The sequence below is a fragment of the Sodalis praecaptivus genome (assembly GCF_000517425.1).
In the GTDB taxonomy this organism is placed as follows: Bacteria; Pseudomonadota; Gammaproteobacteria; order Enterobacterales; family Enterobacteriaceae; genus Sodalis_A; species Sodalis_A praecaptivus.
In genome coordinates this window covers 255817-270459 of the sequence record NZ_CP006569.1, presented here as the reverse complement: position 1 = coordinate 270459, position 14643 = coordinate 255817, and the positions used below count along the sequence as shown (strand labels likewise).

At 59.4% G+C, this 14643-nt stretch carries 17 protein-coding genes; 6 read left to right on the top strand and 11 right to left on the bottom strand.

Annotated elements, in window-relative coordinates:
* Positions 1 to 37 precede the first annotated feature (37 nt).
* On the top strand, positions 38 to 304 hold the full coding sequence (locus SANT_RS01205; RefSeq protein WP_025420508.1) for a DUF2756 domain-containing protein: 267 nt from the start codon (positions 38 to 40) through the stop codon (positions 302 to 304).
* A gap of 193 nt (positions 305 to 497) precedes the next feature.
* Here SANT_RS01205 and ugpQ read toward each other — a convergent pair whose 3' ends face one another.
* The 5 genes from ugpQ to ugpB are packed head-to-tail and all read right to left on the bottom strand — an operon-like array spanning position 498 to position 5583.
* Positions 498 to 1247 carry a glycerophosphodiester phosphodiesterase gene (ugpQ, locus tag SANT_RS01200; RefSeq protein WP_025420507.1) on the bottom strand — a complete coding sequence of 250 codons (750 nt, stop codon included), beginning with the start codon at positions 1245 to 1247 and terminating at the stop codon, positions 498 to 500.
* Entirely contained in the window at positions 1244 to 2467 is a 1224-nt protein-coding gene (locus tag SANT_RS01195; protein WP_025420506.1) for a sn-glycerol-3-phosphate import ATP-binding protein UgpC, read from the bottom strand. The genes ugpQ and SANT_RS01195 overlap by 4 nt, the downstream gene beginning before the upstream one ends.
* 6 nt (positions 2468 to 2473) lie before the next feature.
* On the bottom strand, positions 2474 to 3319 hold the full coding sequence (gene ugpE, locus SANT_RS01190; protein ID WP_025420505.1) for a sn-glycerol-3-phosphate ABC transporter permease UgpE: 846 nt from the start codon (positions 3317 to 3319) through the stop codon (positions 2474 to 2476).
* Entirely contained in the window at positions 3316 to 4203 is an 888-nt protein-coding gene (ugpA, locus tag SANT_RS01185) for a sn-glycerol-3-phosphate ABC transporter permease UgpA (protein WP_025420504.1), read from the bottom strand. Before ugpA ends, ugpE begins: the two co-directional genes overlap by 4 nt.
* A 57-nt stretch (positions 4204 to 4260) precedes the next feature.
* A complete protein-coding gene (ugpB, locus tag SANT_RS01180) occupies positions 4261 to 5583 on the bottom strand; it encodes a sn-glycerol-3-phosphate ABC transporter substrate-binding protein UgpB (protein ID WP_025420503.1) in 1323 nt (440 codons plus the stop codon).
* Between the two features lie 236 nt (positions 5584 to 5819).
* Here ugpB and panM point away from each other — a divergent pair, with 236 nt between their 5' ends.
* Positions 5820 to 6218 carry an aspartate 1-decarboxylase autocleavage activator PanM gene (panM, locus tag SANT_RS01175; protein WP_025420502.1) on the top strand — a complete coding sequence of 133 codons (399 nt, stop codon included), beginning with the start codon at positions 5820 to 5822 and terminating at the stop codon, positions 6216 to 6218.
* Between the two features lie 343 nt (positions 6219 to 6561).
* Here the strand turns inward: panM and rpoH are convergent, their stop codons facing one another.
* The 4 genes from rpoH to ftsY all read right to left on the bottom strand — a co-directional run bounded on the left by rpoH (position 6562) and on the right by ftsY (position 10879).
* Positions 6562 to 7419, bottom strand: coding sequence for an RNA polymerase sigma factor RpoH (gene rpoH, locus SANT_RS01170; RefSeq protein ID WP_025420501.1), 858 nt, complete (start codon positions 7417 to 7419; stop codon positions 6562 to 6564).
* Positions 7420 to 7575: 156 nt separating this feature from the next.
* Positions 7576 to 8592: a permease-like cell division protein FtsX gene (ftsX, locus tag SANT_RS01165; protein WP_025420500.1), complete on the bottom strand. Its 1017-nt coding sequence runs from the start codon at positions 8590 to 8592 to the stop codon at positions 7576 to 7578.
* A complete protein-coding gene (ftsE, locus tag SANT_RS01160; protein ID WP_025420499.1) occupies positions 8582 to 9250 on the bottom strand; it encodes a cell division ATP-binding protein FtsE in 669 nt (222 codons plus the stop codon). The genes ftsX and ftsE overlap by 11 nt, the downstream gene beginning before the upstream one ends.
* Before the next feature lie 6 nt (positions 9251 to 9256).
* Complete coding sequence (gene ftsY, locus SANT_RS01155) at positions 9257 to 10879, bottom strand: signal recognition particle-docking protein FtsY (RefSeq protein ID WP_025420498.1); 1623 nt, start codon at positions 10877 to 10879, stop codon at positions 9257 to 9259.
* 229 nt (positions 10880 to 11108) lie between these two features.
* On the opposite strand from ftsY, the gene rsmD reads away from it, so the two are divergent.
* Positions 11109 to 11714, top strand: a complete 606-nt coding sequence (gene rsmD / locus SANT_RS01150; protein ID WP_025420497.1) for a 16S rRNA (guanine(966)-N(2))-methyltransferase — start codon at positions 11109 to 11111, stop codon at positions 11712 to 11714.
* Positions 11704 to 11991 (top strand): DUF1145 family protein, encoded by a 288-nt coding sequence (locus SANT_RS01145; protein WP_025420496.1) that lies wholly within the window; start codon positions 11704 to 11706, stop codon positions 11989 to 11991. Before rsmD ends, SANT_RS01145 begins: the two co-directional genes overlap by 11 nt.
* Before the next feature lie 75 nt (positions 11992 to 12066).
* Here SANT_RS01145 and SANT_RS01140 read toward each other — a convergent pair whose 3' ends face one another.
* The gene (locus SANT_RS01140) at positions 12067 to 12387 is read right to left on the bottom strand and encodes a DUF1820 family protein (RefSeq protein ID WP_025420495.1); all 321 of its coding nucleotides are present in this window, start codon (positions 12385 to 12387) and stop codon (positions 12067 to 12069) included.
* A gap of 205 nt (positions 12388 to 12592) precedes the next feature.
* Here SANT_RS01140 and SANT_RS01135 point away from each other — a divergent pair, with 205 nt between their 5' ends.
* On the top strand, positions 12593 to 13219 hold the full coding sequence (locus SANT_RS01135) for a lysoplasmalogenase (RefSeq protein ID WP_025420494.1): 627 nt from the start codon (positions 12593 to 12595) through the stop codon (positions 13217 to 13219).
* Positions 13220 to 13246: 27 nt separating this feature from the next.
* Here SANT_RS01135 and tusA read toward each other — a convergent pair whose 3' ends face one another.
* Positions 13247 to 13501, bottom strand: a complete 255-nt coding sequence (gene tusA / locus SANT_RS01130) for a sulfurtransferase TusA (RefSeq protein ID WP_025420493.1) — start codon at positions 13499 to 13501, stop codon at positions 13247 to 13249.
* Positions 13502 to 13696: 195 nt separating this feature from the next.
* Between tusA and SANT_RS01125 the strand changes: the two genes are divergently transcribed.
* Entirely contained in the window at positions 13697 to 14362 is a 666-nt protein-coding gene (locus tag SANT_RS01125) for a 7-cyano-7-deazaguanine/7-aminomethyl-7-deazaguanine transporter (protein ID WP_025420492.1), read from the top strand.
* Positions 14363 to 14643: the final 281 nt, after the last annotated feature.

Sequence of the window (14643 nt, the reverse complement as noted above, 5' to 3'; positions counted from 1 at the left end):
GTGTAAAATAAGGGTTGAATTACGGCAGGAGAGCATCATGAAAAAATACCTGGTAAAGCTGAGTTGGGCAGCACCGCTATTTTTGCTCGCACCGCTGGCGCTGGCGGCGACAAAACCGCGGCCGCCGGTGGAGAATCCCCCCAACCGGGCGCAGCAACAATTGCAAAATCATATGGACAATAGCGCTCAACAGCAGAAAACCCGCTTTCAGCAGCAACAGCAGCAGCAAACCCAACAGCAGCGTCAGCAATTGCAGCAACAGTTGGAAGCCAACCAGCAGCGCACGCGGCAGAATCAACCCTAGCCAGCGATGAAGCGTCACCGGCGCCCGCGCGGGGCGTGGACGGGCATCGTTGCAACCGCAATAGGCGATGCCATCAACATGTTAGCAGGTCGATACGGGGGTAGCGTTGCCAGCGTCGCTTAGCCGGCGGAGAGCGGGAGGGACGGCGTAAAGGCGCGGAGGCTGAGCGCCGCTGACCGCCGGCGTCTCAGCCTCAGGAATTGGCGAAATCAGCGTCAATCAGGTCAATGCGATCGGTGCAAAGGGTATCGACGCCCCACCCCAGCAGCGCGCGGGCGCGGTAGGGACTGTTAACGGTCCAGGCCATAATATGCAGCCCGCTGGCTTTAATGACTTCGACCCTATCCTCCGTCAGCGCCTCATGCTGCAAGTGCAAAGCCCGGCAGGCGAATTGGCCTGCCAGCGTCTCCCAGTCTTCCCGCCATTCTTCCAGCAGCAGCCCGCGCGGCAGCTCCGGCGCCGCCCGTTGCGCGGCCGCCAGCGCCGACGGGGAAAACGAGGACAACAGCGGCGGCGGCGTCATTCCCTGCCACAGCTGACGCGCGGCCAGCGCCACGGCGCGGCCGGTCTCCTCGTCAGTGCCGGTGGTGGGTTTGATTTCGATATTAATCGCCAACCCGTGCTGCCGGCAACGCTCCGCCACCGACGACAGCAGCGGCAGCCGCTCGCCGCGAAACGCCTCGTCGAACCACTCCCCGGCCTCGATTTGCGACAGGGTTTGCCAATCCAGCAGACCGGCAATGCCGCTGCCTTGGCTGGTTCGTTCCAGCGTATCGTCGTGCAAAAGAAAGATTTGACCATCGGCGGACAGTTTGGCATCCACTTCTATCATCTGCTGACCATAACGGACGCCGGTATCAATGGCGGCAAGCGTGTTCTCCGGCGCCAGCGATCCGCCGCCACGGTGAGCCACGATGGTCGGATAAAGCCATTCTCTGGTCATATTTCCACCCGGGTTCCGTTTTGCGAGTCGAAATAGTGCCATGCGTCGGCGGGACAATGCAAATGCAGCGTCGCGCCGGGAGCGGGAAGATCGTCATGGGCCAGACGTACCACCAGCGCACAGCCTTCCCAATGCCCATGGGCCAAATTATCGGCGCCCAGCCGCTCAAGCGTGGCCACTTCCAGGCGGCACATCTCCCCCGCCTGTGGCGCCGGCGCAGCGGCAGAGGGCGCCAGGCCGTTAACGACGACCGCCGTTGAGATAGACGCGCCCCTCTCTTCGGCCGCGCCGGGCCAGGGGCCGTCAGGGGAGATCACGCCTGCGGCTATCGCCGGTGGCGTCCGTGGGTTGCGGCTCGCGCGCTGGATCTGCTCGGGACGAATGCCGGCGGTCAGCGCGCGACCGGCTAAATCAGCGCGCACGACGGGCAATGCCAATGCGGGCCCGTTATCCAGCCGTAGCCAGCACCCGTCGGCGCTGACGCGTCCCGGCAGCAAATTCATGGCCGGCGAGCCCATAAAGCCGGCGACAAAAAGCGTTGCCGGCCGGCGGTAGATTTCCGTCGGCGTGCCGATTTGCTCTACCCGGCCCTGATTGAGCACCACCACCCGCTCGGCCAGCGTCATGGCTTCGACCTGATCGTGGGTCACATACAGACTGGTTGTTTTGAGTCGGCGGTGCAATTGCAGTAGCTCCAGGCGCATTTGCGTGCGTAACTTGGCATCCAGATTGGACAGCGGTTCGTCAAACAGAAAGACGGCCGGTTCACGCACCAGGGCACGCCCCATCGCGACGCGCTGTCGCTGGCCGCCGGACAATTCACGCGGCTTGCGGTATAAAAGCGGCGCCAACTCCAGTATGTTGGCCACTTGCTCCACCGCGTGGCGAATCTGCTGTTTGCCGAAACCGCGGATCTTGAGTCCGTAAGCCATATTGTCGAAAACGCTCATGTGCGGATACAACGCATAATTCTGGAACACCATGGCAATGCCGCGATCCCGCGGTTCGCAATGGGTGATGCGCTTGTCGCCGATATAGATATCGCCGGCCGTCACACTCTCCAGACCCGCGACCAAGCGTAATAAGGTTGACTTGCCGCAGCCGGACGGTCCGACCAGCACGATGAATTCTCCGTCCGCCACCGTCAGGTCCAGCGGTTCGATGATGGTGTTTTTGCCGTCGTAGCTTTTAACGACATGTTGTAATCGTAAACTCGCCATAGTGCGCTATTTCTCGCTGTCGACCAGGCCGCGCACAAACGCACGCTGCATGACTAACACAATCGCCACCGGCGCAATGAGGGTTAACAGCATCGCCGCCATCACCTGATTCCATTGCGTGGTACCGTCCCCGCTGGCAATCATGCTCTGTATGCCCGCCACCGCCGTGCCCAGCGAGGCGTCGTTAATAATCAGCAGCGGCCAGAGATATTGGTTCCAGCCGTAGATAAAGGTGATCACAAACAGCGCCGCCAGGTTGGTTTTTGACAACGGCAGTAGGATATCCCACAAAAAGCGCAGCGGGCCGGCGCCGTCGATGCGCGCCGCCTCAAGCAGCTCATGGGGCACGGTCATAAAGAACTGTCGGAACAAAAATGTCGCGGTGGCGGACGCCATCAGCGGCAGCGTCAGCCCGGTATAGCTGTCCAGCAAATGCAAATGGGCAATGACATCTACCGTGGGGAATATTCGCACCTCCACCGGCAGCATTAGCGTCATGAAAATGAGCCAAAACACCAAATTACGCAGCGGAAAACGGAAATAAACGATAGCGTAGGCCGACAATAGCGACACGCCGATTTTTCCAATGGTGATGCCAAGCGCCATAATCAGGCTGTTCAACAACAGGCGGCTGAACGGCGCGGCTTGACCGCTGACGCCCTGCGACCATACGTGACGCAGGTTCTCCCATAGGTGTCCGCCGGGCAGCAGGCGCAGCGGAACCTGAAACACCTGATGCGTGTCCAGCGATGCCGCAACCAGCGCGACATATAACGGAAACAGGATCACCGCGACGCCCGCCAGCAAGAGACAATGGCTGAAGATATCCAGACCGCGCCGCTGTTCTATCATTGATAGCGCACCTTACGCTCGACAAAGCGAAATTGAACAATCGTCAACACGATGACCAACGCCATTAACACCACCGACTGCGCTGCCGAACTGGCCAGATCCAGCCCGGTGAAACCTTCGCGATAGATCTTGTAAATCAGCGTGGTCGTGGCCTGAACCGGACCGCCGGCGGTTGCGGCATCAATGGCTGGAAACGTATCGAAAAAGGCATAAACCAGATTAACCACCAGCAAAAAAAAGCTGACCGGCGATATCAGCGGCAGCGCCAATTGAAAGAAACGACGCACCGGCCCGGCACCGTCAATGGCCGCCGCTTCCACCAGCGAACGGGGGATGGATTGCAGCGCGGCCAAGAAAAACAAGAAGTTATAACTGATCTGCTTCCACACCGAGATGACCACCACCAACAACATCGCCTGTCCGGCGTTGCGGGCATGATTCCACTCGTAACCGAGACCGTTCAGCCAATAGCTGATAAGCCCGAAGCCGGGGCTGAAGAGAAATAGCCACAGCACCGCCGCTACGGCCGGCGCCACCGCGTAGGGCAGCAGCAGCAGCGTTTGGTAAAACCGCTTGGCGCGCAGCACATAATCGACCAGCGCGGCAAACAGCAGCGCCAATAGCAGCCCACAGGCGGTCACCAGCCCGCTAAACCCTAGCGTGGTGCCAAAGGACGCCAGATAGCCGGGGTCGGCAAACAAGCGGCGGAAATTTTCCAGGCCGGCAAACCCGCCGACCAGACCGAACGGATCGACATCCTGCAGTGAATACCACAGCGCCTTACCGGCCGGCCAAAGGAAAAACACCGCGGTTACCGCCAGCTGCGGCAGGACCAGCAGCCAGGGCAAAGCACGGTGGCGAAAGCCGCGATGGCTGGCGGTCATCATGCCCCCTCGTATGGCGTCGTCACGCCCGCGCGGCAATGGCGCGGGCGGCGGCGTTTACCGTGTGGATTGTTCAAAACGACGCAGCAATTGATCGCCGCGCGCCACCGCATTATCCAGAGCCTGCTTAGGGGTGGCCTTGCCGCTCCAAACGCGCTCCAGTTCCTCATCAACCACCGTTCGGATCTGCGGCATATTGCCCAGGCGCATCCCTTTGGTGAACGGCAGCGGCGGTTTGTTCATCATTTGGCGGATGGCGATATCGGCACCGGGGTTGTGGTCGTAATAGCCCTGTTGCTTGCTCAGCGTATAACCGGCGGTGGTCACCGGCAGATAACCGGTTTGCTGATGCCATTCGGCCACGATTTCCGGTTTGGCCAGGAATTGCAGGAATTGCGCTACGCCCTGGTAGGTTTCCGGGCTCTTACCGGCCATAACCCACAGGCTGGCGCCGCCAATCATCGCGTTCTGCGGCGCGCCCTTCACATCGGCATCATAGGGCATCATGCCGACGCCATAATTGAATTTGGCGTACTGCCGCACGGTCGACAGCGAGCCCGAGGAGCCAATGGCCATACCGCAGTCGCCGCCGTAAAATTTCGCCATATAGGCGTCATCGCGGCCGAAATAGCCGCCGCTGCCGTTCTTGAGCATATCCGCCAGCCGCTGGATGTGTTTGACCTGTAGCGGACCGTTGAACACCAGCCGGGCATCGGCGCCGGCAAAACCGTTATCCTGGGTCGCAACCGGTAAACCGTGCCAGGCGCTGAAGTTTTCAATTTGGATCCAGCCCTGATAGCCGCCGTTGGCATAACCGCAGGTCAGGCCGGCTTCGCGCAATTTGACCGCGTCCGCCGCCAATTGCTGCCAGGTTTGCGGCGGCTGCTCGGGGTCAAGCCCTGCTCGCTTAAAGGCGTCTTTGTTGTAATACAGCACCGGCGTGGAGCTGTTGAACGGCTGGGAGATAAGATGGCCGGTTTTACTGTCGCTGTAATAGCCCAGCACCGCCGGCACAAAGGCGGATTCGTCATTATTGATGCCGGCGTCGCTGAACACCTGATAAACCGGTTTGATGGCGTGGCTCGCCATCATTGTGGCGGTACCCACTTCGTACACTTGCAAAATAGCCGGCGCATTGCCGGTGCGCCAGGCGGCGATGCCGGCAGCCAGCTCTTGCGGGTAAGCGCCCTTATAAACCGGCACGATGCGATAATCCGGGTGTGTCTGGTTGAAACGGGTGGCCAGGCTCTCCACCTCTTTTCCCAGTTCACCTTCCATGGCATGCCAGAACGGAATTTCCGTTACCGCCCAGGCGCTTTGACTGACGACCAACATAAGCGCGGCGCAAAGCGACGCGGTGCGGACCAAGGGGTTTACCATGCCGTTCTCCTGAAACCTGAAGTCATTAACGGCCTGTAACATGACATGCCAAGATGACAGAAAAATAACGTCGGCGTGACAGCGCCGTGACGGTCAGAGGATGGGGGGATTGATGATGGCGAAGGCGCCAGCGGCAGGATATCGCGCGGTAAACGGCGGTAAGTGCGCTATACTGTCGCCGACGATCTTCGCCTCTACATGCGAATCGGGATAACGGTAACGGCTGTAAGGAACCCATGAAACTGACAATTGAACGGCTGACGGTAATAAGCCCCCAGGATAAGCTTGATCTGGCGAAGATTTGGCCTGCCGTGGATGTCGACGCACTACACCACCAGCTTACCGGCTCCAACGCGCTGTTCGTCGCGCGGTTCAACGATCGGCTGTTAGGGGCGGTGCGGGTCGAGATAGATGCCGCCTGGGGTGAGGGCCGGCTGGTGGGGCTGCGCGTGCGGCCGGAAACCCGTCGGCGCGGCGTCGGCCTTTATCTATTGGATGAAACCCGTCGCCAGATGCCCGGTATCATCTATTGGTGGCTTAGCAATCAACAACCGCTGGAGGATGCCGCCCTAATGGGGAAATTCATGACCTCCTGCGGCTTTCACGAAGAGCCCGACGGCTGGCATCAGCGCTAACCGCCCGCCGCGATCGATCGCTGGACACCGAACTGGCGGTCTATACCCCCTCCCATGACCGCAAAGCCCCCGCCGCCGACCGCGATCGTCTGCGCGGCACTGAATGCCCGACCGCCAGCTGCGCCCGTTTTCCTCACCACCACACATCCGCGCCCGCCGGGCCGCCTTGGCACCGCCTAGCAGCAGGGCGCAGGGGGTGATGCCACCTCGCCGCTTTACGCCCCCTGGCACCACGCAGAAAACAAAACAGCCGATGAAAATTCATCGGCTGTGGGCGTCGCGTATGGCTGTAGGCAATGCGCGCGTTACGCTACGCATGCAGCGGGAAATCGCCGTGCTGTCGTCAGGCCTCAATCGCCAGACGCATTTTCTTCATGGCATTTTTTTCAAGCTGGCGCACGCGCTCCGCGGAAACCCCGTACCGATCGGCCAGCTCCTGCAAGGTACTTTTGTTGTCGTCATCCAGCCAGCGCGCGCGGATGATGTCCTGGCTGCGCTCATCGAGACCCTCCAGCGCCGCGCTCAGCTTGTCGGCGGCGTGATCGTCCCAATTGTCCTCTTCAATGCCGTCGGCGAAATCGGACGATTTGTCCTGTAGGTAAAGCATGGGCGCCATCGGCTGCCCTTCGCGGGTGTCATCTTCCGGCGTGGGATCGAAGGTCATATCCTGCGCGGCCATGCGGGACTCCATTTCACGGACATCCTTGCTGGTCACGCCCAGCTCTTTAGCCACCATTTCCACTTCGTCCTGGTTAAACCAGCCCAGGCGCTGCTTGGTTTTACGCAGGTTAAAGAACAGCTTGCGCTGCGCCTTGGTGGTCGCCACTTTCACAATACGCCAGTTGCGCAGCACGTATTCGTGGATTTCCGCTTTAATCCAGTGGACCGCAAACGACACCAGCCGCACGCCCACTTCCGGGTTGAAACGGCGAACGGCTTTCATCAGGCCGATGTTGCCTTCCTGAATCAGGTCAGCCTGAGGCAGGCCGTAACCGGAATAGTTACGCGCAATATGAACAACAAAGCGCAGGTGAGACAGGATCAGCTGCTTGGCCGCCTCCAAATCGCCCTGGTAATGCAGCCGTTCAGCCAGCGCCCGCTCTTCCTCCGCCGTCAGCATCGGATAGGCATTGGCGGCCCTGACATAGGCTTCCAGACTGCCCTGGGGAACATAGGCTAAAACTTGCATATCTTTGATCATTCATGACCTCTCGCTAGAAACTTGGACGCCGTTCTACAGAAAGCCCGCACCAGGACGCGACTTCCCGTTATTGAACGGCCGATAATAAGACCGCGATCCCGTCGGTGAGTTCAGCCACCGCGGCCTTTATCCCGATCTCATTATACCAAAAAAATGTTAGTCAGGTGTAAACCGGCGTAAATGTTGTACCGTCGCCAGCCAGGCCGCAAGCCAGCCGATCATGGCCGAAATCAGCAGCAAGAGGATGGCTTCATCCCAGCTCAAGCCGTGCAGCACGAACGTGGTGCCAAACACCGCTGCCACATTCGCTACCACCGATTCGAGCTGCCAGACCAGTGTGCCTGACAAAATCAGCGACAGCACCGCGCCGCCCAGCCCCAGCAGCGCCCCGCCGTTTAAAAAGGGCCTTAGGATAAACCCATCGGTGGCGCCGATCAATTTCATGACGTTGATGGTATCGCGCCGGCTGAAAATACTCAGACGGATGCTGTTGCCGATAACCAGGAAAACCGCGATGACCATCAGGATACCTATCATGGCGGAGACCTTGCCGACCAGGCCGGTCAACGCCGCCAGACGGGCGAACCAGCTGTCGTCCATGCGCACCTCGTCCACCCCTTGGGTGGCGGCGACACGGTCGCGCAGCGTCTTAAGCGTGTCGGCGCTCTGGAAATTGACCTTTGGCGTGATAATGGCCACCGCCGGCAGCGGATTTTCCTCCAGCATGTCCATCGCGCCGCCAAAGCCCGACCAGTTGCGGAACTCGCCCATCGCCTCTTCGCGCGAAAGGTAGTTGACCTTGGCGACGCCGTCCTCCTGCTTGAGGGCGCCAATCACTTTCAAGGCGGCATCGTCATCCAGCACTTTATCCAGGTACACCGTCAGCTGCGGCGTGGGGTACCACTGCTCCGCCGCCTGGCTGACGTTTTTCCATACCAGATAACATAAACTGGGCAACGTCAATGAAATGGCAATCACCATCACGGTTAACAGCGTAGCCAGCGGCTGACGCCCCATATCCGCCAGCGTATTCAGCCAGGCATAGCGCCACTGCTGCTTCCAGCCGCCGCGCAGCGCCTTGGATTTCGCCGCTTTCGCCTCCCCCGCCGTCTGCGAGCGCGGCGCTTTTGCCGGCTTATTCGCGCGCGTGGGCCGGTTGAATTTATTCGCCATGGACGCCCCCGGACATTCTTCCCTGATTGAGCGTAAAGATACGGTAATTCCGGCGCGCAATCAGCCCGGTATCGTGAGTCGCCATCAGCACCGTCACGCCGACGCGGTTAAATTCTTCAAACAGACGCAATATGCCCTCGGACAGCGCGTCGTCCAAGTTGCCCGTCGGCTCGTCCGCTAGCAACACCGCCGGCTTGTTGACCACGGCGCGGGCAATGCCGATGCGCTGCTGTTCGCCGCCCGATAATTGCACCGGGAAATTGCGCGCTTTATCCAGCAGGCCGACTTTATCCAGCGCCGCCGAGACCCGGCGGCGGATATCCTCAAGGCTGGCGCCGGCGATCACCAGCGGCATCGCCACATTGTCATAAACGGTCCGGTCCATGAGCAGATGATGATCTTGAAAGATCATCCCGATCTGACGGCGCAGAAACGGGATTTCGCTGTTTTTCAGCCGGCTGATATCGTGACCGCCAAATAAAATATGCCCCGCGCTCGGGCGCTCAATGCCGCATATCAGTTTCAGCAGGGTACTTTTCCCCGCCCCGGAATGGCCGGTCAGAAACGCCATCTCAGCCGGACGGAGGTGAAAATCCACCCCTTGCAGCGCCTGTCGTCCGCCAAGATAGGCTTTGCTGACTTGTTCAAAGCGAATCATCCTTTTTTAATCCTCTCGGGCAAAAAGTGCCTCAATAAAATCGTCGGCTTTAAACGGCCGCAAATCCTCAATACCCTCCCCGACGCCAATATAGCGAATCGGGATACCGAAGCGGTCCGCCACGGCAAAAATGACCCCGCCTTTGGCGGTGCCGTCCAATTTGGTCAGCGCGATGCCGGTCAGTCCCACCGCATCATTGAATAAGTTGGCTTGGCTGACAGCATTCTGCCCGGTGCTGGCATCGAGGGTCAGCATAACCTCATGGGGGGCCTCAACGTCCAGCTTTTTCATTACCCGAACGATTTTCTTCAGCTCGTCCATCAGGTGCGCTTTATTCTGCAACCGCCCCGCGGTATCCGCTATCAGCACATCAATACCGCGCGCTTTGGCCGCCTGGATTGCGTCGAAGATAACCGACGCGGAGTCGGCGCCGGTCTGTTGCGCCACCACCGGGATACGGTTGCGCTCGCCCCAAACCTGAAGCTGCTCCACCGCCGCGGCGCGGAAGGTATCCCCCGCCGCCAGCATGACGCTTTTGCCTTCGGCCTGATATTGCCGGGCGAGTTTGCCAATGGTGGTGGTTTTCCCCACGCCGTTAACGCCGACCATCAGGATAACGAACGGCGTCTTGCCCGTCACCTCCAGCGGTCGCTCGACATTAGCGAGGATGGCCGCCATATCCACGCGCAATTGGCTGTACAGCGCTTCGGCGTCCTTGAGATGGCGGCGTTCGGCATGGGCAGTCAAACCCTCGATTATTTTGCGCGTGGTCTCGACGCCCACGTCGGCGACCAGCAATTGCTCTTCCAATTCCTCGAACAAATCATCATCGATTTTCTTGCCGCGGAACAATCCGATAAATCCGGATCCCAGGTTCTGTCGCGTCTTCACCAGACTGTTTTTCAGTCGGGCAAAGAATCCGGCGCGCTCGGGCGCCGGAGGCGCGCCGTTTTCCGCCGGCCGCGGTACGGTATCCTCATCGGGGATGACATCTGCGGCCAGCGTTAGCGCCGCGCTGGCGTCCTGACGGTTTTCCGGCGCCGCGGCATCGGCAATTACGATCGACGAGGCGACGGCGTCGTCTTCGGAGGGCGCCGCGTCATCGTCAAATGGCGCGGCGACAGCGTCATCTTTGGATGGCGGAGCGACAGCGTCTATTTTTTTGGCTAGCGGGGCAATACCGTTATCGCTGGATGGCGGAGCGACGGCGTCGTTCTCGGCGGCAGAAGCAGCGGCCATCGGCGTTTTATCGCCGGCGCCGGCGAGGCTCCGCCGCGTCGCCACCTGTTCGGTAAGAGAGACAATTTCAGCGGCGATGCGCTGTGCGTCACGCTCGCGGACGGGGACATCCGGTGACGAGGTCCGCTCAGCGGCGGACGTTTGCGCCTTCGCCTCCGGTGACGAGGTCCGCTCAGCGGCGGGCGTTTGCGCCTTCGCCTCCGGTGACGCTTCTTCGGCGGCATCCGCCGCCTCCCCGCGCGCCGCGGTGGTAGCAACTGGCGCGTCGGTTTCGCCCCCGGCACCGGTGGCGTCGGTCTCCCGTCCGGCTTCCGGCTCGCCGACCGCGTCATCGTCCTGACGGTTAAAGCCTAACCAGGAAAGGAAACCGCGTTTTTTCTCTTTTGCCATTTGCGACTACACTCCTCGCCCACGATAGAGGGCGGATAAATAACCTGTCTGATAATACTCAGAGTTTACCACTTTACCCCGGCAGGCAACATGCGTCGCGGCGGGGTTTTGTCTTACGGGACAAATCAAATGCGAATTACCATTTCCCCCGCCTCTTTGCCCCGCTAGAATAGACCATCGTTGACATTCGTTGTGGTCTTTACGCGCTTTGACTCGTAACAAGATATCTATGGCAAATAACAATACCGCCCGCTCCGCCGGACAAATTCGTATCATCGGCGGCCGCTGGCGCGGTCGTAAGCTGCCGGTGCCCAACAGCCCGGGTCTGAGGCCGACCACCGATCGCGTACGTGAAACGCTGTTCAACTGGCTGGCGCCCGTTATACAGGAGGCGCGCTGCCTGGATTGTTTCGCCGGCAGCGGCGCGTTGGGTCTGGAGGCGCTTTCGCGCGGTGCCGCCAGCGTCACGCTGCTGGAGCAGGATCGCGCGGTCAGCGCGCAGCTCGCCAAGAATCTGCAGGTATTGCAGGCGCAGCAGGGTCAGGTCATCACCGCCGACAGCCTGCGCTGGCTTGCGCAGCCGGGTGGTGCGTTCAATGTGGTCTTTATCGATCCCCCCTTCCGGCAAGGCATGATAACCAACACCGTGGCCATTCTGGAGCGGCACCGGCGTCTGGCCGACGACGCCTGGATTTACATTGAAACCGAAACGGAAGGCCCCTCGCCCGAAGTGCCGCCCCACTGGCAGCTACATCGGGAAAAAATCGCCGGGCAAGTAGCGTACCGGCTCTATATCCGTCACGCTACGCCGGAGAAGCACTATGATACTGATTAATCTGGGCCGTCTGTTAATGCTGATGGTATGGGGATTTTTGTTGTTCAACCTGATCCAACCTTTCCCTAAACCGCTGAAATATTTCCTTGATATTGGTCTTTTTTTCATGGTGGTAATGCATGCGCTGCAACTGACGCTGCTGAAAGCCACGCTGACCAAAGATGAGGCCAAACCCAGCGCCGCTTTTCAGACGCGGGTGTTTCTTTTCGGCGTGTTTGAAATGGTCGCCTGGCAGAAAAAGCAGCGGGCACAACGCCCCGCCGGCCGCGGTCGCTAACGCCTCAAGACTACGCCGAAACAGCAACGCCCCGCGGACGGGGCAACGACGGTTTAACGGTATCTTGCCGAAGGATTACGGCTTCTTCCCGGGCAAATAGGGAAACATCGTCACGTTATCGCCCAGATCGGAAATGCGGGCGCTGCCCTTTTCCGTCACGACGTCGATACGAATGACCGCCTGCAGCGGAATGTAACTGCGGCTAACGCCGCTGAACTCCGTCTTCAGTTTTTCTTCGGAGGGGTCGACCACCAGGCTGCCGTGGCTGCTGAACACAAAATCGCCGATTTCGATAAAGCCGAACAGGGGGCTTTGACTCAGCTCACGTACAAATAACTGATAATTTTTGCCATTATTAATAAACTGAATACGATAAATAGGCTGCTCGCTGCTCATAAGCCTGCTGTCTCCCGCAATGTGTACGCATGAATTGCGCAGGAAAAAAGTGGCGCTAACATAGCATGATGACCAACAACGCGCATCTGCCTCGACAAGGATGTCAAAGTCAGGACACGCCAGCGCCGCTGCGCGATGCTCCAGACGGCCGCCATCGCGGGCCAGATCGCCGACATTTACTCACCACGCACCAAAAGGAACGCCAATGCTTTGGTCTTTTATGGCAGTAGTCTTCTCGGGATGGCTGTACGTGGACGCCTCTTACCGTGGACCGGTCTGGCAGCGCTGGCTGTTTCAGCCCATCACGCTGCTGCTGCTGCTGGCGCTCGCCTGGCAGGCGCCAGGTCTCACCGCCACCGGCTATTTGATCATCCTTGGCCTGTTGGCCACGCTGGCCGGCAGCGCGCTGCTGATGCTGTCGAGCGAACGGCTACTTTACGCCGTCGGCGCGTTTTTTCTCTGCCATGTACTGTACACCATTGGTTTCGCCAGCCATATGACGCTGGCGATATTCTGGCCGTTGCCGCTGACGCTGCTGATCCTCGGCGCGGTGCTGATTATGTTGCTCTGGTCCCGGCTTGACGAGTTGCGCTGGCCCGTGTGCACCTATATTGGCGTCACGCTTTTGATGGTATGGGTCGCGGGCGAACAATATTTCCAGCTCGGCAACGATTACACCTTCTCACTGCTGACGGGAACCGCGTTGCTGCTGGTGGCGGCGAGCGTGTGGTTAATCAGTCATTACCGCTTCCCGTTCGATGCCGCCCGCGCGCTTATCGCCGCGTGCTACTTCGCCGGCCATTTTCTGATCGTGCGCTCGCTGTATCTTTGACGCGCCCCGGTGCGCGGCCGTAGGCCGTCAGGCCGCCGTCAACCCCTTGCGCAATAGGTAGCGGTAAGGCAGCTGTTCCGTGGCTTGCGCCAGCAGAGTATGCTCCATGAACCGGCAAAAGCCGGGAATATCGCGGGTGGTGGCCGGATCGTCAGCGATAATAAGCAAGGTCTGCCCGTCGGCCATATGGCGCACGGCTTTACGCACCATCATCACGGGTTCGGGGCATCGCAGGCCGCGAGCGTCCAGGGTTTGATCCGCGGCGGCAAAAGCATCAGACATACATGAATTCCACATTAATCTTTAAAGCATCGGGCCGCTAGTTTACGCCGGTAAACGGCAGCTGCAAGCGGCGCAGCGGTTAAACGATTCTCCCGTTGCATTGACGGTGCAAAACGGTATCATGCGCGCCGCGCGCTGAAAAAATGCGCTGGACATTCTGGGTTCCCTCACCCCATTGTTTAAAAAGGTGACATCATGTTCCGATTTTCGCCACGGCAGCGGCTACACGCCTTGATAGGGCTGGCGCTGTTTCATTTGTTGATTATTACATCAAGTAATTACCTGGTGCAGCTGCCGGTATCGATTTTTGGCTTCACCACCACCTGGGGCGCGTTTAGCTTTCCTTTCATCTTTCTCGCCACCGACTTGACGGTACGGATTTTTGGCGCCCCGCTGGCGCGCAGAATCATCCTCACGGTGATGGTGCCGGCGCTGCTGATATCTTACTGCGTCTCGTCGCTGTTTTATCAAGGGGAGTGGCAGGGCTTTGCCGCACTGGGAACGTTCAACCTGTTTGTGGCCCGTATCGCCTGCGCCAGTTTCATGGCTTATGCTCTCGGCCAGATTCTGGATGTACACGTTTTTAACCGCCTGCGCCAGCGCGGCAGCTGGTGGATCGCGCCAACCGTTTCCACGCTATTTGGCAACGCTTCCGACACCGCGGCATTTTTCTTCATCGCCTTCTATCAAAGCCCGGATCCGTTTATGGCCGCGCACTGGGTCGAAATAGCCACGGTGGATTACAGCTTTAAGCTACTGATAAGCATGATTTTCTTCCTGCCGATGTATGGCGTACTGCTCAACTTGCTGCTTAAACGCTTCGCTCGCCAGACCAATCCCGGATTACTCCGGCTGAGTTAATCCTGCCTTTGCGCTAAAATCTGCGCATGCTAAACCGCTGGCGGGCGGTGAACGCCTAACCGTTTACGGGTTGGTGAACGCTTACCTGCTTGCGGATCGGTCAACGCCTAAACGCCTGCGGCTCGGGGTACGCTTCCCCGTCTGCGCAGCGGTTAACGCCCCCCGCTTGCGCGACGCTATCACAAGCTTCGCTTAAAAAGACGCAACCGCCGGCAGGGAATGCTATGTTTTCTAGAGTTAATCCCGCCGGTCAGTGCATATCAAGGCGCAGGAATAACGGG